Origin of the sequence: Oceanirhabdus seepicola (assembly GCF_023684385.1) — a bacterium.
GTDB lineage: Bacteria > Bacillota > Clostridia > Clostridiales > Clostridiaceae > Oceanirhabdus > Oceanirhabdus seepicola.
On record NZ_JAGSOJ010000004.1, the window covers coordinates 114004 to 138560 of the forward strand.

The following is a 24557-nucleotide window of genomic DNA, read 5'->3' on the forward strand; positions in this document are numbered from 1 at the left end:
ATTATTTGCATTAATTGTTATTGCATAATAAGAAACAAATCCGCCCTCTAGTCTATGTGAATATTCTCAATTTCTCCGTTCTTATAATGAAAACTTATTGGGTGTATAAAATACTCTCCATCTAATTTATACACTCTTCCTAATACTCTATACCCTAACTTATTTTTCTTTACTGCTCGTTCAAGAGCTCTTATTAAAACTTCATTCTCTTTGTTAAACGGCACTAGTATACTCATTATATCTCCGAATTGATCGTACATCTCGATGGTTAATCTCTGGTTAACCTGATCAAAATCAGCTTCTCCATATTCATTAGGTTCTATCAATAGTATATTCTCAAGTTCTTCTCTCTCAATTATTGAGAACATAAAATTCTTCTCCTTGTCCTCTCTAATCTTTCTCCATTCTTTATATAGTATTCCCTTGAAATCCAAAGTAGAAATTGAACTCTTTCTGATAATATCACCATTGATTTCCTTTGAAGATGATATCCTGTTATTTCTGTTCACCCTACAATTACTAAGAATAAGCTCTCCCCTACATATATCCTTCATGGATGCTTGTATATTCCATTTACCTTGAGAAATATAAAGTGATGATAACTTTCTCTGTCTCTGATTATCATAGTATGTAGGCATAATATCATTAAATGAAAAAAGCTTGTTTTTTTCTTCATTATAGAAATAGTATGTTAACCCTTCATATCCTGAAGAAGCATGCCATGCTGAAGCTCCAATTCCATTGAGATGGAGATCACCAATAGGAATATATTTTGTCTTTTTCTCTCCTATAATATTAGTAAGTATATTATAATCTTTGCATTTCTCTATTGAAGATATAATTAAAAATATACGAGTAAGATGTTTAAGATACCCCTTTGTAGAGAAAGATGAGTGTTTTTTAAAATACCCCTCAAGCATTGATTTCAATCCTCTCAACATCTTTTCTAATCTAGGAAGCTCCACATTTCCACAATGAATTGCTTCCAGTTCTATATCTTCCAATATACTTACTGGCATTCTAGATAGTCCCGATTTACTTATTCTATTTATCAATTTCTTTGTACTTGCAAGTTTATCCTCTGAGATACACCTTTCCCCATTCTTGCCCATGTATTCTATTAAAATTTCCTTTATCTTAGAAAACTCTATAAATTCATTATCAATAAGGTATGCTATTATTCCCTCAACTTTGTGAGAACATATTTCTCTATCTTTACATGAACATAACATATTCTTAACAGTTCCCTTACTAGGTAAGATTACTTCTATCCCATCATAGAGCTTTACCTTTATAGAGCTATTCTTACTGACACTATATTCTATTCCAAAATTCATACGGAAGAAAATCTCTTCCAATTCAGACACTTTAATATCATTCAATAACTGAAGAAGATTAATTTTCTCTATCCACTTAAACTTCTCCTGCCTTGCTACTTCTCCGCTTTTGAAAGCTTGTCTACCTTCACATGCTTCCCCACTTTTAGCAACATGTCCATCTTTGCCTACTTCTTTCTCTTCACCCTTTTCTAATAACTCCTCACCTACGTCATCCCCCTCTTCACTTAAAAATTCCTTCTTAAGAAGAAGAATGGCAATTATCCTGTGCTTACAGATTGCTTTAGATGGACAATTACATCTCATTTCCTCATAAGACTCTCCAATGTCACATTCACTACCATCACTTAATATACAATGAACATAATTATCAATAAGATTATATTCCATTGTTATTCCTTTATCTATCTCCTTGTTTGCTCTCTTGTATAATCCCTTATTTGCAAAGTTTATTATGTACTCTTCACTACACAGTTCTAGAAATTGTTTTATCCCATCTAACTTATTATTTCTGCTATCCATTTAGATAATCCCTCCGGAGTTAACGCTGCCACATCAGCTCCCATATTTCTGAGATTCTGTGCAGCCTGTTTGTCATAAATTCCTGTACAAGTATCATCAAGTGAAGTTAATACCATCAACCTAGCCCCTGAATCTATTATCTTTTGAGCTTCCCTATACATAGCTGTAACAGAGCCATTTTCATACAAATCACTTATTAGAACTACTATTGTTTTCTGTGGTTCCGTTATAAGCTCATTACAATATCCCAATGCTTTGAAAATATGAGTTCCTCCACCAAGCTGTACACTCATCATAGTTCTAACTGGGTCATCAATATATTCACTTAAATCAACAACCTCTGTATCAAATATAATTAGCTTGGTCTTAAGCATTGGAAGACTCGCGAATATCCCAGCCATAACAGCACTGTGTATTACAGAATTTATCATACTTCCACTCTCGTCAACTGCAATCACAATATTCCACTTGTTATTACTCTTGATTCTGCTATTGTATATAACCTTCTCAACTATTATCTTCCCAAGATCATTATTATAATTTTTGAGATTCTTCATAATAGTTCTCTTTATATCAATATTATTTTTATTTTTTAGGTATCCCTGATTACTTTTATCTAATTTACCAACAATACTTTCTTTTATCTCATTCTCTAATTCCTTTTGTATCTCCATTGCAACCTTTTTTACTATTCTCTTTGCTGCATCAAGAACATCACTGTTCATTAAATCCTTCATCTGTAGAATAGATTTAAGTAGGTCCTTATTAGGTTCAAGCTTTTCCAGTACTTCCTTATCTGTGAGCAGCTCTTTCATATTATATTTTTCAAGAGCATGATTTTCAAGTATCTCCACAACTTCCACTGGAAACAATTCTCTTACCTTTGTTATCCATTTAGGGACATTTAGCATCCTGCTGTCGCCCCCTCTTACTCCCATCTCTTCGTTATATTCTCTTCCATATAAGAATTCCATGGTTTCATCAATCTCAATAACTCCTCTATCGTCACCTATTGGAAGTTGATTTTCAGAGAACCGTCCCAATATTAACCTCCATCTATTCAAAGCATCTCTATCCATCTAAAATACTCCATTCCCTTAACAATTCTTTAGCCTTATTATCAATTTCCTTTGCTATGATCATCTGATCTTCACCTACTGCTTTATTGAATAATATATCAACAGAACTTTTGTTATATATGTTTCCTATCATTTGTCCAATAGAATTTATTTCCCTTGGCATAAATGAACTGAATGCATATCTGAGTTCTGGCAATATTTCCATAAACTCATGGCTTTCTAGCCCTACCACATAATCATTAAGCATATCTATCATATATCTATCCATGAGAACTATATCTCTTCCTGTTGAAAAAAGGCCCTTTAAGAAAGAAGCACACTTTCTTCGCTCTTCTCCTGATCCTTTTATATAAGAATTAATCTTCTCCATAATTTCACTCTGATCTATACGATTCCAACCATATAGCACACCAATTATTGCACCTTCTATAGTAGGTTGAACATCATTCCTTTGGGCTATATCTATTAACTTGTCTATAAAAAGTTCCTCATCACATATACTCTCACTACAAATAAAGTTTAATTTCTTGATACCTTCTATATATATCATCTCATCAAATTTCGATACATCCTTTATCCCATCTATCATCAATATAGCTTTCTCATATGCCCTTTTTTGTAGTTTCTTAAATGCCTCTTCTATTTCTTTGTCCACTTCATCTTTCAATAAGAAACACATATAATTGGCACAGTCAACCAGTGATAAAAATGAGCCATCATCTTCTATACTTTTAAATATTTTCTCTACTATATCATAGACATTTGAATTAAGCCCCATTATCATGCTTCTCACAAGTGATAATGCTGCTAGTCCACTATGTCCTTTTGCATTCTCTACCTCTAATCTAAGCATCTCTTTTGCAGCTTCTTTTATGCTTCCACCATATAATGATAGCTCAATCAAACTTCTTTCCACTTCTGGAGTCCACATATATGTCCATGTTTCCCTCTTAAGGTTTATATCTTTACCACTTATCCTGTCAGCCCCTTTTGTCATTATGCAAAATCCACAGTCAAGATATTTCATCATATGAAAAAACACACTTATACTTTTATGAAGTTTCTTCTTATAAATCTCTAAGATTTTTTCACCCTTTTCCATTGTGTTGATTTTCAATTTATACTTCTTGCACATATCCTTGAAATCTTTCACAATAGGAGGGATATCTATATTAGAAGTGACTACACCTACCTTATTACCAACCATACATTTTCTTAGTATCTCTAATGGTTTATTGTTTAGCTCACTATATTCTCCTTTTATAAAAGAACTTCTTACACCTTCACATATCTCATTAACTCCACAGCTTTTCTTATCTCTTAAAGATGCTAGTCCATTTGCCATAACAAAAGCCTGTATCCCATCATCAGTTGAAGTTGCTTCTCCCTCTTTTCTCAATGTTCTACTACACTTTGCAATGAAATACTTCACAGAATTCTGGTATACTAACTTTGATTTTTCTATAGGTATATCATAATCTTCATTCACATTATTAATCTTTCTATCATGTTTCTGGATTTCATCCCATACTTTGCTATAGAAAGCTGTGTAGGGCATTCCACTTGCATATCCACTTAAGGCATCGCTGTGTTCATAAGAATATGGAATTATATACGCATTACTATCATCCGCTTTCACCTTGGCAGATTTTTTGAGATTAAAGTTCTCATCACTCTTGAGCATTTTTATAATTCCATATGTATGGAATCCACCTGTAACAACAAGAATTCTCTTGTATTTCTTTCTTGTCTCTTGAATTTTCCCAGCCATATACCGTTCTCTCGATATACACCCTTCCTCCTCAAGTATCGCCTCATCATCTCCAACTCTTATCATATAACAATAGGCTAACATATCTTCTATAAATTCTTCACTTGGTACATCTAAGCCCTTTATTTCAAAATACTTCTCCCAGAACTCATGAAAATCTTTTGTATTCCCCTGTTTACACACTTTTTTTAAGAACTCACCTCTTTGAAGATATTTATCATCAGTGTATTCCTGTTTCTTCATTTTCTCCCTTATGCCCTTACCTTCCTTTGAAGCCAAAAGAATATCTTCATAAGGAAGATCTATAAACTCAACATGGATTCCTTTTTCTTGTCCATGTTTAAGAGAAAAATATTCTGGTGAATGTTTCAGCATTGGATAGTAACACATATACTTTCCCTTTTCCTCATCCAGTAGTTTCTTAGAATCAGTATAGGTATAATATATACTCAAGGGTGGTTTACTCTCATCATGAGTTATTCCCTCAATAAGATTATTAGCATTGCTTGGACCTTCAATTAATATGGCATCTGGTTTGTACTTCTCGATAGTTTTCTTCAGATGGTATGTACAAATAGGACTATGATGCCTAACAGGGAAAAATACTATTTCCCTATTCAAGTCATATGCATCCTTTATAAGTTCCTTTAATTCATCTATTTTATCCAGCTCTTCGCATTGTAATACTCTTTCCATGCTTCGCCCTCTTTCTTGCTTCTATCCTTAATAACTGATGAGAAGTAATTCTTTAACTTTCCAACATCTTCTCTATTCTCTTTTACCACTGCACCCATAACATTCTGAACAACCCTATCCATTGTTATCTTTCCATCACCATAGTAATATGCTCCAAGAGCTGTCTGTATATATACAGATACAGCCTCTGCAGTACTCATTACCGCATCCATCTTTTCAATTCTTGCTCCATCACTTGATATTCCCTCTCTCAGTTCATGGAATGTAACTGCTAATATCTCAGCAGCACTCTTGTCCACAGTCATATCAATATTATTATCCTTAAGATATTTTTCAGATTCCTTTTCTATTATTTCCATCTCAAGAGATATATTACTTACTGGGAAAACAGTTTCGAAGTTGAATCTTCTCTTTAGGGCACTACTCATATCATTTACCCCTTTATCTCTTATGTTTGCAGTTGCAATAACATTAAATCCTGGCTTTGCATACACAACTCCCTCATTTCCAAGTTCGGGAATATTAAGTACCTTATCACTCATTATACTTATCAAACTATCCTGTATCTCAGAAGGACATCTAGTTATCTCCTCAACCCTTGCAAGGGATCCAACTTCCATACCCTTCATCAAGGGTGATGCTATTAATGATTTTCTACTTGGTCCATTAGATAATAACATGGCATAGTTCCATGAATATTTAACCATATCTTCTGTAGTACCTGCTGTTCCTTGAATAGTATTACTACTATCTCCTGATATAGCTGCACTTAAAAGTTCACTGAGCATACTCTTAGCAGTACCAGGCTCACCAACTAACATCAGTCCCCTGTTACCAGCTAAAGTAACAATACACCTTTCGATAAGTGCATCATCCCCATAGAACTTTTTCTTTATCTCTATCTTTTCACCATTAAACTCTATAGGTTCATTCCTACCAATTATGAAATCCCTAACTGCTCTTGGGGATAACCTCCAATTGGCCGGTTTTGACTCAGTATAAAAATTTTCCAACGCATCTAATTCCTTTTTATATAACTCCTCTGCAGCAGGTCTTAATATTCTATTATTCATCTTTTCACCTCAAATTTTTTTCTTTTTGTTAATTAATAGTTAACTAGTAAGTATGGTAGTTTATTTTATAAAATACCCGACCCACCGTCCACTTGTTATTTATTCTCTTACGCCTAACTTAAATATAGAGATTCCAAGTTAAAACTAAACTTATACACACTCAAAACTCATTGAAGCGCTGCGATTTTGAGATATGTATAAATAAAGTTTAACTATGGATTCTATATATATATCAAAACAAAGGGAATGAAACTTTGAAAGAATCGCTTCTTTTCTTCATCCCCCCAATAAATTTTTGTTTTTATTTTAAGATAGTTTTACTGCATTATATTGACCATGTTTCTTCCAATTAGTATCTCTATCGACGCATTTCTCAGTTACCTTGCTTAGATCATAAGCTATCTCACTAAAAATTCTTGCTGGAACATCTTTTGGGTTTATAACAGTATTTTTACTTACATTGTCATACACATAGCTTCCTCTTTTAACTTTTCCAGCCTTATAGAATACATAATCAAAGACCATAGCCTCTTCTCCATCATATGCAGTCATTCCAACCCATAGTCCACTCATACTAAGCTCTACTCCGATATCTCCAATCTCTTTACAGAACTCCTCATATCCACCACCATCTCGAATGCTTCCTTTTTCCCACTGGAATTTCGATAATTTTCCAAGAAGTGATATTCCATTCATATTGAATCCTGCAAATCTTTCTATTGTCAGTCTCTCAATTTCGTCTTCTGTTACTTTAAATATTTCTCTATCAATTTGCAGTAACGGTTGTTCAACTTCATAATCTTCAAGTTGTTCTTTCCACTGTTCAAGTACATCTTCTTCCAATTCTATAGGATGTACCAAACCTATGAATGCCTTATCACCGTACTTGTCCTTTTGTTCATCCATAAGGAATTCTTCCTCATCATATGTATTGAAAGTTCCATCTTCCATATATCTAAAGCTATCTTTAAGCTCTTCGCCATCATATGCTCCCCAGATAAGTCCTGTGGCAAACTTATGCATTATATTATTATCAACAAAAAGCTTCTTCCATTTCTCAGCTGTCCACTTTCTATTCACAGACAATGCAAGTTCTAATCTATCTCTTTGAATTTCTACAACATTCTTAAGCTGTTTTTTCAATACCTTAAACTCATCTCTTGCCTTAGTTGCCATTTCCGGATCATCTTTTTTACCTACAGCTGGTAGATTCTTAAGCTTCTTTCCATCCTCATTATAAACCTCAAGTGTAAGTTCATTTGATAAACTCACCTTAAACTTTCTAGGTCCATAATCAAATACTTGCTCCCCACTCTCATCAAATCCTAATGTTGGTATCAATCTATCTGAAAGTTCTTCTGGATGAATGTTTAGCTCTTTTGCTGCAATCTCTAAAGCCTCCACAGCAGCCTTTTTAACCTGTTTAAACTTGAATTTTCTGCTCAATCCATCAATGAATAGTAAAGCTTCATCACTTCCATTTAGTCCAAGTGCCTTTACAGCATATGTTGCCATAGTTCCTCTTGAAGCATTAGGCCACTCTTTAATATTTTTCTGAAGAAGATTAATCGTTCTTCTATCTCCATATATAGCAGAGAATATTAATACCCACTTTCTTTTTGCCTCAGCTCTATTGTTCAGCCAAAGATTAAGAAGTGCGAAGGCAGCATTTTCAAGATCTTCTCTATTTATGTATGAGGCAATCTTTTCTCCTTCTGGGTTTAATGTTATTCCATCTGTATCGCTATATGTTATAAAAAGATGTTTAAACACTAATTCACTTATCTCTTCTTCACTATTAACATATCTCATCTTAGGCATGTCCGCTCTATCAATCCACTTTATCTTTGTTGTCTTATTTTTATTTATATGCTTTTCACAATATTTATCTATAGATAACTCTCCATCATTAGAGTTTTCTCCTTGTCCACCATCTTCTGTTCCACCTATGGCTTCATATATCTTATTCTTTACTTTTGAACTCTTCTCCCCTTCTACCATTGAAGCGAATTTTTCTTTAATCTCATTATCAAGCATAGATGAAAGCACATCAACTGCCACTTCTCTTGATGATGCTTTTTTACTTTCCAGCATATCCATAGCAATTTGCTTTCCTTCACCATATTTCTTTAAAGATAATATAACCTGCTCCTTTACCCCTTTTGCACTCTCTTCCATAGCAGATTTCAGCATCTTTTCATAAACAGCCTTGATAGTTTCATCACTTTTCTCATTTATTATTTTTCCTGTAAACTCTAGTAAAGCCTCTTTTCCTAAAACTTGACAATATTTAAATGACTCACATAAAACTCTAATTTTCTCTTTAGTTGTAGAATTTATTTCACGATTTACTTTCTTACATATAACCGCTCTACTATCCTGATCACCTAAGATAGTCATAAGTAATGCATTTATATACATTTCATCAACATCACTATCCCTACATATATTAATAAATTTATTTATGTATGTTCCATGATCCTGTTGTGCAAGACCTTCAACAAAAGCATATATAAGATGATTATTATTAATTGCTAAGAAAGTCAAGTATTTTATAATTCTGTTTAATCTATCTTCTGATACAATTGTTCTCAATATACCAACTGAATAACATAAATTTCTCTTATTAGAATATAAATATCTGTTTCTGAAACCCTTTGGAAGTTTAATCTTTTCTAACTCTATCTTTCCTTCCATATAATCCTTGAAAGCATCAATATCCTTCTGTTCAAAGCTCTCCTGACTCATAAATTCATTTAATTGATTTGCAAGATAGTGTTCAATATAATCTTTATATTCTGCTCCTTTTCCATCTTTTATTAACTCATTTACCATAATTATTTTATATGAATAATTTGCTTCTGCTGCAGCTTCTTCAAATATAACCTTATCAAGCTTATAATATTTCTCTAACTCTTCACTATCCAAAGATCTGTAACTTACCATAGACATATGAGCTATCCATTTCATAAATTCTTTCTTTCTCAAATTACTACTCTTACAAACTTCATATATTTTATCATGACTGTTTTCATCATATCTATCTGCATAATTTAATTCATCATCTATATAATCATCTAGCTTTGCTAAAACAGCCATACCATCACAACTAAACAACAGCTCTAAGGTTCTATCACATATTTCTAAATCTTTTAAAAGATAACATAAAGAAATTAACCTTTTATGCTTCTTTCTTGAATATTTAAACTCTAAATTTTCAGGAATAATATCTGTTTTTCCTTGAATATAATCCATTGCATTCTCTATATCCTGCTCTGTGCCCTTGGGAGAAATACCTTCTCTTACTGATGCGAATAAATAATCTAGAATATTTTTATTATACATTCCATCTAACATATTGCCTGAGATTCCATTTTTATCTTCTATAAGCATAATCATAGTCAACATAGCTTTAACATTAATATCTTGAGATTCCAACAAGGCTTTCATAAATTCTTCATAATGATTCTTATATATATATCCAAATTCCTCATCTTCAACTTTATGGTAGTCATTATAACCATCAGCAAAGCTCTTTGCTTTATTTATAATGTATTCTTCAAAAGGCACTCCACTTCCAGAATATACTTTAAAAGCATCGTGGCAATCTCTGCATAAACGAACTACATACCATAACAGATGAAACTTCTCTTTTAATACACAATAAGCAATGAAGATATGCTTATACGCTTGTTGCTCATTCTCTTTATACATTTCAATAATTGAATCACTACTATTATAAAAAAGTGATATCTGTTCATCAGTAAGATCTATATTTATCTCTATCTTTAATATTTCTCTATCTACTTTTCCTTCAAGAAAGCCTTCAATCATCTCCATTTGTTTCTCATCAAAACCTACTTCTTCATACACACTCAATAACTTCTCAGAACCCTTTTCTTCTAATATCATTTCCGTATTCTCCTCTCTTTCTTTAACCTATGTAAATAATCACTTAAGATTTCATCCCTTATCCATATCTATAATTCCATGTAAAATATTCTATATAAAATACTCCAAAAATAACCAAAGTTAATATACAAGTAAAATTTGCTTGTTATATTATTTCATAAACCTAAAAATTATTCAATAAATACAATATATACCTTCGTAATATTTTACCATGAAAGAAACTTTTTTAAAATACTTTTAGGGAACTTATTTTCGTATTTTAAAAATATAAGAGGGGACGGTTCATGAATTTTTCTAATAAATTCATGAACCGTCCCCCTGCTTGTACTACTTATCTAAGTTTATATCATAAAGAGAAGGGTCTCTATTCTATTTCTCACTAATAAATAATCATTTGGTACTATATATTCATCTTTTTCACTTAATAACTTCCATTTTGATGTATCAATTTTCCTATTATTGATTTCTTTCATTTCATCTTCATTTATACACATAATAAATCTATGCTTAAGATCTGTAAAAAAGATTTTACGTTCTCCTGTATACGCCTTTATTCCCATAAGATTGGCTACCTCACCATTATTTATGTTGTCAGCCTCTTCTTCTATCATCTTTATATGTTCTTCATCTAATTTTCCATTTACAGTAAGCCTATGTTTATATTCAACAATCTCATTAATTACATATCCCTGTTTGTTAAATTCGTCTATCTCTTCTTCTGTTAATTCAGTCGCTACATATCCTTTACCCTTGCATATGCTTCTAATATTAGCTTCTTTGAAGAGCCTTCTATCTAACTTACTATCTATCAGTTCTAAATCCCAATCATATTCATCAAAAGATATGAAACCTTCTTGAACTATTTTTTTTGATAACTTCCTAGTTTGTTCATTCATCTTACCAGAACACATTATAATCTGATGTGTGTCTACATCTATCGGATCACTAATACTCAATCCATCAATTTTCTTCAACTCACTTTTTATCCATTCAGATTTTTCATTCAATTGATATTGAAAAATAAATTCAATCGAATTCTGTAAAGAATATTCAAATATGTAGTTCCATACAGTTTCCTTATCCTTAGGCGTATTTGATGAATCAATAAAATATAATTTCATTCCTTGAAATCCTTTTTTTTGTTTCATAACATGTTCTATCTTGAACATGTTACTCTTTCTCAAACAAAAACTCAATACCTCTTTCCACCCTTTGTATTCAACTTCACTCAAGTCCCAAAATAAATAATTCATATCTCTCCTCCAGTAAATTTATTCACTATATTATATTCTATTTTATGGTATAACGTCTAATTTTTAATCTTTATTTACATGAATAGTATAACAAGTTTATAATTGTATATAAACATATATTACATAAAATTTACTAATTAATTTTCATTATTTTTCACTATTGGTGAAACATCGTACATTTTTACATTAATTTAGGAGGGATTCTATATGTCTAAGAAAAACATTGTAATTATTATACTAGTTCTTTGTTTAATATTTTTTTCCATTCTATTAATTATAAGATACTCAAAAGATAATTCTCATGAAGTTAAAGAAGTTAAAAATTCTAATTATCTTGATGAAAAAACCAAAGCTGAAATAGCGAAAAAATATGGTTTAAATGCTCCTACAAGTGATAAATCATCAAAAACCACATATAGTATTGGCTTTTCTTTCGATAATTCTTCAAAAAAAACTGACCAAACTAAGGATGTTACTTCCCCTAAGAAAATAGAACTACTATCATACAAAGGAATTCTTGTAGATGATAATGAAGTATTTCTTGATGAGACAAACAGTACTATTAAAAACAGTCTTGAAGAAACTCCTAATGTAATAGAACATTCATATTCTACATCAATTCAGTATTCTTATAAGTACTTTGATGTTTTCTTTGATGAAGATGATAAATGTATGGAAATCCAGATTATTAACTATCCTGAAATTGGAATATATTATGATGGCCACAACCTAATGGATTTTGAATCCTATCAGGCTATAGAAACATTTTTCAAAGAATATGATGATAACTTAACTTATGATTCTACTGGATTTACTTCTGAGAAGCTGGGAATCAATGTGTATTGTGAACACTTAAATGAATCACCCCTTAATCCAGTGGATGCTTTTTTGATATTTAACAAGAAATGATTTAAAGAAGTGAGCTTTTCCAGTGGCTTTCTCCACCCACTTCATTACTTTTATTTACATTATTTGAATATTGTTTTATAATTGTATTAATATACATAATGAGGTTTACTGACTAATTCAAATTACATTTATTTAAGTATATGAATATTAAGGAGGTTGTCTTTGTTATGAATTTAGATATGCTTTTTGGTTGTACATTCTTTTTAATTTTAGGATTAATTGGCTTCAAAAAACCTAAAAATAAATTTGATATGATCTTTGGTTGGATATTCGAAAAAATCGAACTAAGTGATTCCTTAATTAAAACCATGAAATATATTGGTGGATTTGAATTAGTATTAAGCTTTCTTTTCTTTGTTGGTAGTTTTAATTTATAAATAAACAAGCTCTCCATCTTTCATAAAAAATAAAAGGCCACTGATCAACCCTAAATAGGGTCACTAAGTGGCTACTCATCTCATATTTTATCTATTCGCTTTTTCAAAAATTCTATATCCAAATTCCATTGTTGATCCTTCTGAAATCAGATAGTTACATGAGAATTCTGTTAATCCTATTCCTTCTTTATATACTCTTTGTTCTACATATTTCTCACTTCCATATCCTTCTACACCTTCAATAGAAGTCTCAGTGATAACAATAGTTTTTCCATTCTCATCAGTATTTACATCCTTAATAGTTGTTACTGCTTGATATTTCTTTGCATTTATAACAACCTCTTGCTCCCAGCTAGAATCCTTTTTAAGTTCCCCTTTAAGGATAATAGATTCTGTTATAATTGATGGACTCTTTGTATCATCAAAAACCTGCTCAATTATTGAATCTTCTTTGATTGTGTATTTTGTTTCTGATAGAAGATCTTCTTTTGATTTTCCTGATTCGCCCTCGCTCATGTCCATATATTCATTCTTAAATATAATTGTCTTCTCATCTGAAGATTTATTTACTTCGCTAACAGTTGTAGTTTTTCCAAACTCTGCAAATCCTGAATAGTTAAATACAGTTCCCTCAATATCATTAATGAATTTTCCTAACTCTTTGCTCCAAGTATCGACCTTTTCTTCTTTCTGTTCCTGATTTGTTTTATTATTTATTGCTTCTTTATTTTCATTATTTGAATTATTTCCGCATGATGCAAAAGTGAATAAAGTAATTGAAACTAACGATGCTAGTGCAACTTTCTTTAATACTGATTTCATATAAATACCTCCTACAAGTTGAATTATGTGTATATTATATATCGAATCTTTACAGTTTACATTACAGTTAGGTTACGAATAAATAAATTTTATAATCCAATAGGGAATTTCAACATTACCTCCGTTCCAATTCCAAGTGTACTATCTATAAGAAATTCACCTTTATGCAACTCCATAATTTCTTTACATAAAGCTAATCCTATTCCAGTACCACTTTTTGAAGAACTTCCCTTGAAAAATTTTTCTGTTACCTTTTTCAAATCTTCCTCTGATATGCCAACACCATTATCTGTAATTTTTATAATTGCATACCCCTCTTCAACTCCTGTTGATACAGATATTTTCCCTTCAGGCGAAGTAAATTTCATTGCATTATCTATAACATTTATAAGTACCTGTTTTATTCTATTTTCATCACCTTTTATATCAATATGATGCTCACTCAATGTAAGGTAAAGTGATATATTCTCTTCTTCAAATCGCCTTTTAAAGTAACTAGTAACATTTGCGGTTAACCCATTTAAATCTATTATATCCTTGTTCAACACTACCCGTTTTGATTGTAATTTCGAAAAATCTAGCAATTGCTCAACTAGTGTATTTAGACGAATACTCTCATTTGTAATTATATCTAATCCCATAGCTTTATCACTCTCATCGAGATCTTCCTTCAATAATTCACTCCACCCTCTTATAGCTGCTAATGGAGTTCTAAGTTCATGAGATATGGATGAAATGAAATCATTCTTTGCTCTATTACTCTTTGCAATTTCCTCTGTCATCATATTGATTGTATCACATAGAATCCCCATCTCATCTTGCGATTTCTTATTAACCTTTACAGTGAAATCCCCTTTTGATATAGTCTCAGCTGCTATTGTCAAATCACGTATTGGAGTTAATATGTCTCTTGATAAAATAGAACTAAATATAAATGCTATTATTATAACTGCCAACCCAGCTAGTATTAGTATTATAGAAATATTTAATATTGTTGATATTATTTCATCTATATTAGTCCTATATCTCATAACACCTTCAATATTCCCAAGTGTTTTTAAAGGAAATGTAATAGAAATCTCTCTATGATTCCCACTATTTCTTTCATTGATTGAATACTCACCTTTTCCGCTGATAACTTCCCATATATCTTTATCTTTTGATATTTCTAATTCATTCTCTCCATTAGAATTTGTAATCATTCTTCCATCCTTATCAAATACCTCAAGGAAGAAATCTGCATCTGGAGATTCCGTCTCCAGTATTATCTTACTTTTAAGCTTTATATCTGCTGATGAATATTTAACATTATAGAACTCAATTGCTGCGTATGATCTACTCTTCATTAAACTTCTCACACTTTGAATATAATATTGCCTAACTGCTAAAATGAATATACACTCTAAAATAAGAACTATTACAAGTATCAATACTGCATTATTGAAATATATTTTACCTCTAATACTATCCTTCTTACTAATCATGATTCATGGCTCCACATATATCCGTATCCTCTAATAGTTTTTATATACTCAGGTTTAGATGGATTCTCTTCAATCTTTTGACGTATTCTTCTTATATTAACCTCTACAACTTTTGAATCACCTACATAATCTTCTCCCCATACTATATCCAATAGTTCATTTCTGTCAAGAGTTGAGTTCTTATTCTCTATTAATGCCTTTAACATAAGGAACTCTGTAGGGGTTAAACCTATAACTTCATCATTCTTCGTCACAATCTTTTTCAAATTATCAACAGTGAATATTCCTACTTTCTCTATGCTTTTTTCCTTCTTTTCAGGATGTTTTATTCGCTCGACTCTTCTAAGTACAGACGCAATTCTCGCTTCTAACTCCATAGCCCCAAACGGTTTTACAATGTAATCGTCAGCCCCACTGTTCAGCCCTGTGACTATATCCTCCTGACTCCCTTTAGCAGTGATCATTATAATTCCCATATCGGGGAATGATACTTTCATTCTACGACAAACTTCAAATCCATCTATATCAGGCAACATAACATCCAATAGAGCCACATCAACCCCTTCATCACAAAAAGACAATGCATCTCTTGAATTATCAAAATCTATAACATCATACCCCAAGGATTTTAATTTAAGTTTCATAAAGCTTCTGATAGAAAATTCATCCTCTAGTATTAGTATTTTATTCTTCATCTAATTCTGCTCCTTTCCTGTCTATAATCCTAAAGATATCTTTAATATATTCCACTGAAACGTCTCCCTTATCATATACTGATTTAGGAATTGAAGCGCTATAATGATATAGCTGATTCTTTCCAAGCTTAATAATCTTTGAATCTTTTTGAATATACTCTTCATTCTTATGTATTATAATAGATAAGATTATTTGTGGTGTTTCATTTCCTATATCATAAAATGATATCTTATTTTCCCCTTTAAAAGATTCCTGATTCTCCTCATGCTGGTTTTCTTTATTCAGCTCTTTCTCTTCCACAATTGCAATATTGCTTCTCATCTTATTAGGTAATATAATCTTAAAATTAAATTCTTTGTTTACATATTCTCTCCTCACAATAGAATAATTCCCTTCCAAGTTATATGAGAACCAAATTCTTACGGATTTTGGTACATATTGATGGAGTCCTTCTATTTTATTTTCATAATCATACAATTCTGCCGATTGCCTCAAACATCCTATATCCAAAATATCATCTTCATTAATATCCTCAACAGATATTATATTCACTAACTCTTCACTTTCCCAAATAGGCATTTTATTGAATGTCATAACATTTTCATTGTTCTTTCCATTCTGATTTACCTTTCCATCATAGATAAGAAGCATCAAATCTTCACTGAAATATCTATTTTCGCCATAAATGTATATTCCATTTCTCTTACTATCAACTCTTCCAGCTTTAACACGAAGTGAATTAGCATACATATCAATATCTTCTCTATATGTTTCTGTTAATTTCAATCCATCAAAAGATAACACATTTAAATAGTTATAATCTTCCTCATTCTTTATAAGTATTATTTCCTTTTGCTCATCAGAGTTTATATCAAATATTTCATAATCGCCTATGATATCAGAATATAAATTTTGAAAATACCCTCCATGATATGAATACACTTTTAAAAGCTTCGCTCCAGTTTCCTCATAAGCTGATGTTACAAATATCTCAGGATATCCATCTGCTGTAATATCCATAAATTCCACTGATGATATTGATGTATTTTCCCCTTCTTGCCCAGTACCCACTGAGGCCGTAGTAAGTTTATTCCATCTATCATTCTTGTACTTGTATATCTGTAGTTCATAATATGTCTCAGATTCATCTAAACTATTTTTATATTTAGCTAGAACTACCACCTCTTTATCATCATCTCCTAATAAATTTATCTCTCTAAATGATGATTCTTCTTGATCAACAGCAAGGGTAATTATCTTTTCCTCTTCTGCTAGGAGTTCTATAATCTCTGAATAATTTGACCTTTCCTCTACCCCTGAAATCAATTCCTCTGGCATGGCAACCTTAGCACATGATGATGCCATAATCATCATGGTGAATATAATACCTATCATTACTATATTTCTTATACTCACATTTTTCTTGTGTATATTTGGCTTATTTACATTTAGCTTATCTATATTTGCCTTATTTGTATAATATTCATTCATAATACTCATCCTCACAATAGTTATTGATTAATATTATACTACAATATCGCAAATAACAACTAGGGGACGGTTCATTAATTTTCTAAATAAATTAATGAACCGTCCCTTGGTTGCCACCATTATTTTTTTACTTATCAACTTCCTATTATTACATAATAATTCATTTAAAATCACACAATAATCAAAATCCTCCCTAATCTGCAATCTACTATTTTACAATAAATTTGTATATCTCTTTTAATTCTACAAATATATGTTAAAATAAAAGTATATACCTATATTGGAGGTGCTTAATTTGAGAATTAATAAATATATATTTTTTTCCATAAGCTTGATTTCAACGTTTTTATCTTGTATTTTTTTTAAAAACCTTTATTTTCACAGGTTTGTAGATAACTATCCCCCTTCTCCTGTACATGATGGTAGCTTAGCAGTCATTGGATTGACTCCTTTATTAATCGTACTACTCCTAATGATTTTTCACTTTTCTTTACATATAGCAATATTAAAAAAAATAAAACTATTAAGATACTTCCAAGTATCATTTTCTCCACAGTCCCCATTAAATAAATCTTTTAAACACTATGTATTAGACTTAATACTTATACTTTTTTTGATTCTTTTTATAATAGGTATCATTTCAGAAGCTCTCTTATCCAATACTATAGGCGTACTATTCCACATATTTTCAATATTTTGCTTATACCTTTACTGGCTTTGGGTACGAAATCTTGTGTACATAAAACATCTTAGGAAATGAAGACAGACAGGGGACGATTCATGAATTCTCTTAATAAATTCATGAACCGTCCCCTGTTTGTCCTTTATTTCATCCAAAAAACAAAATAAATAATAAGTTACTACACATTACCTGAATTCCTGTAAACCTGTAGTAACCCCTATCACACTATACTATACAAGTATTAGTTATGTTTTAAAAATTAGTCTTATCTATGTCCTCTATTTATCATATTTCTTGATTAGAATTTCCCTATTCATTACACAACAATTCATCATATATTTTCTTAATATTATTAATAAGCATATTCCAATCTCTATTTTCCTTTATCCACATTCTAGCTTTTTGCCCTATATCCTCTCTCAATTCTTCATTAGAATACAATCTCATTATTTTCTTGTATAAATCTTCAATAGAATTATCAAATATTAATCCATTTAATCCATGAACCACTGTTTCTTTTAAAGCCTCAAGATTAGAAACTATTATAGGTTTACCACATGCCATTGCCTCTTGTATCTTTAATGGTGGGACTATTCTACAAACCTCTTTATCTTCTCTGGCAAAAACACATATATCAAATATTGAGTAATAATCATTTATTTTATGGTGTGGAATCTTTCCAGCAAAAATCACCTGATTATGGATTCCTAATTCTTGTGTAAGTTTCCTAAGATTATCACAATAATTGCCTTCTCCTACAATCATAAGTTTAATGTCTTCATACCCCTCACGTTGTAATATGTTTAATGTCCTAAGAATATTTTGTAACCCTTCTAATTTTGTTACACTACCAATATATCCAATTATGAAGTCTTCTTCTTTTACGTACTTACCCTTTAATATATGATTTTTCTTCAGTGGAACTATCTTTTCTGAATCTACCCCATTAGGTATAACAACAATTTTCCCTTCATCCACCCCCCTTTTTACTAGCCATTTTTTCAAGGCTTCGCTAATTGTAATAACTTTATTCGCCTTCTTAGCTACAAATATCTCCATTCTCTCCGATAGCATATAATCTTCTGAATTCTTATACTCAGGCATAATAACTAATCTTGTTATATGCCATAATCCTCTAATTTCGTACACAAAAGGTCTTCTCATCTTCTCTGCACACCTTAACCCAGCTAATCCAATAACGTAATTAGAGGCCGCATGAATTATATTCACGTTTTCCTCTTTAGCTATTGAAACTAACCTTCTTGCATATGTATTTGTATATTCTTTTAAAGGTGTATAGCGTTGAAATACATTTGTATTACTTCTATAATAAGTTATTCGATTTATCCTCTCTTTTTTTAGAACACAGTCTTCTAAAGTATCCTTCTTATAATCATTTGGGAACCCAGGTCTAGTACAAATGATAGGTTCTATTCCCCCATTTCTGAGACCTTCAAATATATATTTTCCTCTAATACCATATCCATTTATTAAATATGGTTCACTTGTATTAACTACATTCAAACTTTTTATTTGAGATTTGACTTTAATATTGTCATAATCAACATAAGCAATATTTGTATTTCCCGCATGATATCTTTCATCATTTAACATATCTAATTTATCTAGAATTAGATTTATCTCTCTCTTAATAAATTTAACCTTAGGCTTAAATTTATTAATCTCTACTAATATTTCAAGGTTCTGCGATAATTCTCCACTGCCCTTCAGTTTAGCACTTAACCTTTTACCAACTAAAAATTTTTTGTATCCTTTCGAAGCATTATAAAGAGCATATAATTCTTCTGTAGAACTTGTATTGTTAATTTTACTCTCAATTTTCTTATTTATCTTTCTTTTTATTACATTAAATATTTTAGTTTTATATTTTTTACTCTTCTTTAATACACATCCTCTTAATAACCTGTATACTTTATATGGAAGAAATATTATATTTTTAATTGTTCTTTTATATGATCCCAATCTAAGTCTTTTACTATTTTTTATGGAAGTTATCCTCTTAGAAAGTCTCCTATTATCCATAATAATTTCATTTGTATTTTTTTCACTTTTTAAGTTCTTCATATCCAAACTCCTCGTAAGCCTTAGAATTGAAATCAGTATATATTTCCCATATGTTTTATTATTACTCTTTTATTATTACAACTACTTCCTTTTGATTTAACTTCATTATATCCTTGCCACAACTTAATAGTGTTCTTTGTATCGAATACAATAGGTGTCCTCATTTTATTTATAATATTAATTAAATTTCCTTTTTTGAACTCATCATGATCAGCAAGAATAAGCAATAAATCTGCCCCCTCAACAGCTCTCTCTCCACTTGTTAAAGGAATATTTCTAAGCTTAACATGAGGATCATGTATCGATATTCTATAGCCCCTTTTTTTGAACATATCAATTACTTTCAATGCTGGACTCTCCCTTATATCATCTATGTTTCCTTTATAAGTAATCCCAAAAACAGCTACTTTGGGATTTTGAATACCATCAATTAATCTTCCAACCTTCTGTACAATATAATCTGGCATACTACAGTTTATTTCTCTGCTTAAAGATATTATTCTTGATAATTCAGGAGCCTTTTCAACAATAAAGTAGGGATCAACTGCGAGACAATGGCCACCCACACCTGGTCCAGGCTGATGAATGTTTACCCTTGGATGTTTATTAGCCATCTTTATTACATCTAACACATCAATTTCTAGAGCATTACAAACCTTTGTAAGCTCATTTGCTAATGCAATATTCACATCCCTGAATGTGTTCTCCATAAGTTTTGACATTTCTGCAGTCTTAGAATTTGTAAGAATTATTTCCCCCTTTACAAATGTTCTATACAATTCTGCTGCTTTTCTGGCGCATTCGTCAGTATATCCTCCAATAATTCTATCGTTATCTATCATCTCTTTAATAATTTGACCTGGCAATACTCTCTCTGGACAATGAGCAAGAAATATATCTTCCCCTATTTTAAAACCACAATCTTCAATAAAAGGAGCTATAATATCATCAATAGTTCTAGGTCCTATAGTGGATTCTACTATCACTATATTCCCTTTTCTAAGATATGGTTTTATACTTTTTAAAGCACTTATAATATAGCTCAAATCACAAGATTTGTATTTGTCATTTCTATTTGGTGTTGGGACAGCTATTATAAAAGCCTCTGCTTCTTCTGGTTTGCTTTGAGCTCTAAAATATCCTTTATTAACAACCCTTTTATACAATGTTTCTAGGTTTGGTTCCTCAATATGTATGTTTCCTTCATTTAAAATTTCTATTGCTCTCTTGTTTATATCCACACCTATAACATAATTCTTTGATGATGCAAACATAACAGAAGTCGGTAATCCTATATATCCTAGTCCGATTACACATATTTTTGTTTTCCTCATTTTCATTCACTCCTTATGCTCGTCTTAATTCATTTCCTTTATTTTCAAGTTCTCTCATCAGATTATCATATATTGAAATGAATTTATGTTTTTCACAGTTCCAGTTATATTTCAATTTAGCACTCTTACAATTACCCTTCAGCTCCTCATATAATCTTCTATTTTCTAGAAGAAGATTTACTGCATCAGCAATATTATTAGAGTCATGAGGATTTATGCATACTCCTGTTTTTTCCCCTCTAACAACTTTACTAATCTCTGGAAAATCAGAGGCCACAACTGGGACTTCCATCATCATATATTCAAATAGTTTATTAGATAATGTTGAATAGTGATTAAAACAAATATTTTGCAGTACCTGAAATCCTAAATATGCATGCTGTGTATAAAACATAAGTTCCTCAACATCTACTTTTGGAATAAATCTAACTCTATCACACACACCATAATCTAAAACCATTTCTTTTAGTTTTTCCTTAATAGCTCCATCCCCAATAAAAACAATTATTCCTTTATTAAATTTCGGAATAGCTTCTATAATTTTTTCTAGTCCTCTGCCAATCTGTATTCCTCCTTGATAAAGCAATATAGGTTCATCTTTATCTATATTTGCTATTTCCCTTAAATTATTTTTTTCTTTCTGTTTCTCCATATATAATGGATAATTATGTATTACTTCTGGCCGTATTCCATATATTTTTTCTGTGAATTCCGCTCTAGTTTCTGTAGTCATCATCATTTTATCAACTTTGTTTATTATCAATTTCTCAAGTATTGCATATTTTTTTTCCCCTTTATAGCCAGTTCTTCTAGTCTGAACTTCATGAGAATCATATACCAATACCTTATTTCTTAAAACTTTACTACAAATAAATCCCTGTAAAAGAGTATCTAAATCATTACAATGATATATGTCATAATCTTCCTTCATTCCTTCTATTATCATTCTGAAAACTATACTACATTTTTTTAAAAATCTAAAAAACCTTCTTATATTCAGTATTTTAACTACTATATACACTGGTAAAACTATTATAGAAATGGGGGCTAAAATAATTAACACCATCCTATTACTCTTAATATTTAACGCAATACCCCTTATCCATCTCCATAGCTTATAAATGAGTTCAAGAGTTTTTGAAAACTGATCAATTCTAACTACTTCAATTCCATCTATAATTTCATGCTCTTTCAACCTATTATTATAATTTTGAACATAAATCAACTTAACTTTATACCCTGCTTCTTTTAAAGCTGAACATTCACGTTTAACCCTAGCATCATTCTCATAGCAGTTTGTAAGAAATACACATACCTTTCCCATCATGCCATGTTCTCCTTATTCTTATTAACAAACGCCTTATACTCACTTATTACATTACTACTTTCTCCAATACTCATAACTTCCCCATTTTGCAACCATAAAACTTTATGGCATAGTTCATTAATTGTATTTAAGTTATGTGATACCAATACTACGGTTCTATCTTCCAGAATTAGTTCTCTAATTTTCTCTCTACTTTTTACTTTAAATTCCTCATCCCCAACCCCTAAAATCTCGTCAATTAATAAAATGTTAGGTTTTATATTGCAAGCTATAGAAAAGGCCAATCTAGATTTCATTCCTGTTGAAAAACTTTTTAGTGGATTATTTATACACTCTCCTATTCCTGAAAACTCCACTATTTCATTAATCTTATCCTCAACTTCTTTTCTTGTTAATCCTAATAATAATCCGTTCAAATATATATTATCCAATGCTGGTAGTTCATGTTGAAATCCAGCACCTAAAGACATAAGGAAAACTGAATTATCATTAACTTTCACAGTTCCAGAGTCTGGATCATAAATATTAGCCAACACTTTTAGTAGTGTGGATTTTCCAGCTCCATTTCCCCCAATAACACCTATAACCTCTCCTCGTTCTATTTTAAATGATACATCCCTAAGTGCATGAACTTCCTTCTTTCTATGCTCTCTCCTTCCTTGAACCATCTTCAATATCTCACTTTTAATATTCATGCTATTCATAAAAGAATAAGTTAAATTAAGATTTTGCACTTCAATAGCATATTTATTCATATCTAAACCACCTTAATATACTTCTTATCATATTTACTTAAACAACCTGCCCCTAAAAAAGTAATACTCAGTGAAATCATTAACCATATAAATAAAACTGAATAAGTCGGTGATCTCCCGTACAAAAACACATCTCTATATCCTGCATATATTGCACTCATAGGATTAAGTTGCCAAATCCATCTGATATTCTTCGGAACATCTGACACACTGTAAATGGCTGGTGATACATAAAACCATAATCTCAGTGAAAAAGCCATTACATTACTTATATCCTTAAAATAAACCCCTAAATGAGCAAGAAAACAACTTAGTCCTAACACAAGAGTAAAATTAACTGAGAATACAAAAAAGAACTCAATTATATGAGGTGTTAGTTGAATTCCAAACAGCACTATCAATACTAACAACACACATATACCCACTAAAAACTTTATAGTATTTGTTAAAACCTTTATAAAAACAAGGATAAATTTGGGCAAATATATCTGTTGTAACAACCTAGCTCTTGATTTAATTACCTTGGTTGAATCCAACAATGAACTCGAAGTCCATTTCCAAGATAATACTGCACAGAATACAAATATCGGAAAATTTTCTTTTCCCTTGTTGAGAATTACTGATACTACCAATATGTATACAAGCATATACATCAGCGGATCAAGTAACCACCATAAATATCCTAAATGAGTACTAGATAATTGTGCCTTCAATTCAGACTTTACCGCATATTTTATATACTCCCTATATTTTTTCATATCCTCTAAAATCTTTGTTATTATAAAACTTATTTTATAGAAATTTGACTTCTTACTCTGCGCTATCATAACCCATCCACTTTCCTTCTTATTACTGATAAAATCATTAGTAGTATATACCAATACAGATTTATTATTCATATTTAGGATTTTATTAAAAACTTCTTTAAGGACAAACAAAACAAACAAGGGAC

The 24557-nt window shown here is 30.9% G+C and carries 17 protein-coding genes; 2 read left to right on the plus strand and 15 right to left on the minus strand.

Annotation, left to right across the window (positions count from 1 at the left end; translation table 11 throughout):
- Positions 1 to 47: 47 nt before the first annotated feature.
- The 6 genes from KDK92_RS17600 to KDK92_RS17625 all read right to left on the minus strand — a co-directional run bounded on the left by KDK92_RS17600 (position 48) and on the right by KDK92_RS17625 (position 11643).
- Positions 48 to 1859 (minus strand): hypothetical protein, encoded by a 1812-nt coding sequence (locus KDK92_RS17600; RefSeq protein WP_250860679.1) that lies wholly within the window; start codon positions 1857 to 1859, stop codon positions 48 to 50.
- Complete coding sequence (locus KDK92_RS17605; protein ID WP_250860680.1) at positions 1835 to 2938, minus strand: VWA domain-containing protein; 1104 nt, start codon at positions 2936 to 2938, stop codon at positions 1835 to 1837. Before KDK92_RS17605 ends, KDK92_RS17600 begins: the two co-directional genes overlap by 25 nt.
- On the minus strand, positions 2931 to 5405 hold the full coding sequence (locus KDK92_RS17610; RefSeq protein ID WP_250860681.1) for a DUF5682 family protein: 2475 nt from the start codon (positions 5403 to 5405) through the stop codon (positions 2931 to 2933). Before KDK92_RS17610 ends, KDK92_RS17605 begins: the two co-directional genes overlap by 8 nt.
- A complete protein-coding gene (locus KDK92_RS17615; protein WP_250860682.1) occupies positions 5366 to 6478 on the minus strand; it encodes an ATP-binding protein in 1113 nt (370 codons plus the stop codon). Before KDK92_RS17615 ends, KDK92_RS17610 begins: the two co-directional genes overlap by 40 nt.
- 306 nt (positions 6479 to 6784) lie before the next feature.
- Positions 6785 to 10390 carry a DUF4132 domain-containing protein gene (locus tag KDK92_RS17620; RefSeq protein WP_250860683.1) on the minus strand — a complete coding sequence of 1202 codons (3606 nt, stop codon included), beginning with the start codon at positions 10388 to 10390 and terminating at the stop codon, positions 6785 to 6787.
- Between the two features lie 341 nt (positions 10391 to 10731).
- Complete coding sequence (locus KDK92_RS17625; RefSeq protein WP_250860685.1) at positions 10732 to 11643, minus strand: hypothetical protein; 912 nt, start codon at positions 11641 to 11643, stop codon at positions 10732 to 10734.
- Positions 11644 to 11850: 207 nt separating this feature from the next.
- Between KDK92_RS17625 and KDK92_RS17630 the strand changes: the two genes are divergently transcribed.
- Both KDK92_RS17630 and KDK92_RS17635 read left to right on the plus strand, forming a co-directional pair.
- Entirely contained in the window at positions 11851 to 12552 is a 702-nt protein-coding gene (locus KDK92_RS17630) for a hypothetical protein (protein WP_250860686.1), read from the plus strand.
- A gap of 167 nt (positions 12553 to 12719) precedes the next feature.
- A complete protein-coding gene (locus tag KDK92_RS17635; RefSeq protein ID WP_250860689.1) occupies positions 12720 to 12929 on the plus strand; it encodes a hypothetical protein in 210 nt (69 codons plus the stop codon).
- A gap of 87 nt (positions 12930 to 13016) precedes the next feature.
- Here KDK92_RS17635 and KDK92_RS17640 read toward each other — a convergent pair whose 3' ends face one another.
- The 9 genes from KDK92_RS17640 to KDK92_RS17680 form a co-directional block, all read right to left on the minus strand.
- Positions 13017 to 13751, minus strand: coding sequence for a hypothetical protein (locus KDK92_RS17640; protein WP_250860691.1), 735 nt, complete (start codon positions 13749 to 13751; stop codon positions 13017 to 13019).
- An 89-nt stretch (positions 13752 to 13840) separates the two neighbouring features.
- The gene (locus KDK92_RS17645; protein ID WP_250860693.1) at positions 13841 to 15235 is read right to left on the minus strand and encodes a HAMP domain-containing sensor histidine kinase; all 1395 of its coding nucleotides are present in this window, start codon (positions 15233 to 15235) and stop codon (positions 13841 to 13843) included.
- Positions 15232 to 15930 (minus strand): response regulator transcription factor, encoded by a 699-nt coding sequence (locus tag KDK92_RS17650; RefSeq protein ID WP_250860695.1) that lies wholly within the window; start codon positions 15928 to 15930, stop codon positions 15232 to 15234. Before KDK92_RS17650 ends, KDK92_RS17645 begins: the two co-directional genes overlap by 4 nt.
- Positions 15920 to 17422 carry a hypothetical protein gene (locus KDK92_RS17655; protein ID WP_250860697.1) on the minus strand — a complete coding sequence of 501 codons (1503 nt, stop codon included), beginning with the start codon at positions 17420 to 17422 and terminating at the stop codon, positions 15920 to 15922. Before KDK92_RS17655 ends, KDK92_RS17650 begins: the two co-directional genes overlap by 11 nt.
- Before the next feature lie 991 nt (positions 17423 to 18413).
- Positions 18414 to 20189: a glycosyltransferase family 4 protein gene (locus KDK92_RS17660; RefSeq protein ID WP_250860699.1), complete on the minus strand. Its 1776-nt coding sequence runs from the start codon at positions 20187 to 20189 to the stop codon at positions 18414 to 18416.
- A 32-nt stretch (positions 20190 to 20221) separates the two neighbouring features.
- Positions 20222 to 21523: a nucleotide sugar dehydrogenase gene (locus tag KDK92_RS17665; protein WP_250860701.1), complete on the minus strand. Its 1302-nt coding sequence runs from the start codon at positions 21521 to 21523 to the stop codon at positions 20222 to 20224.
- Between the two features lie 13 nt (positions 21524 to 21536).
- A complete protein-coding gene (locus KDK92_RS17670) occupies positions 21537 to 22850 on the minus strand; it encodes a glycosyltransferase family 4 protein (protein ID WP_250860702.1) in 1314 nt (437 codons plus the stop codon).
- Positions 22847 to 23605: an ABC transporter ATP-binding protein gene (locus tag KDK92_RS17675; RefSeq protein WP_250860704.1), complete on the minus strand. Its 759-nt coding sequence runs from the start codon at positions 23603 to 23605 to the stop codon at positions 22847 to 22849. The genes KDK92_RS17670 and KDK92_RS17675 overlap by 4 nt, the downstream gene beginning before the upstream one ends.
- A gap of 2 nt (positions 23606 to 23607) precedes the next feature.
- The gene (locus tag KDK92_RS17680; protein WP_250860706.1) at positions 23608 to 24504 is read right to left on the minus strand and encodes an ABC transporter permease; all 897 of its coding nucleotides are present in this window, start codon (positions 24502 to 24504) and stop codon (positions 23608 to 23610) included.
- Between the last annotated feature and the right edge of the window lie 53 nt (positions 24505 to 24557).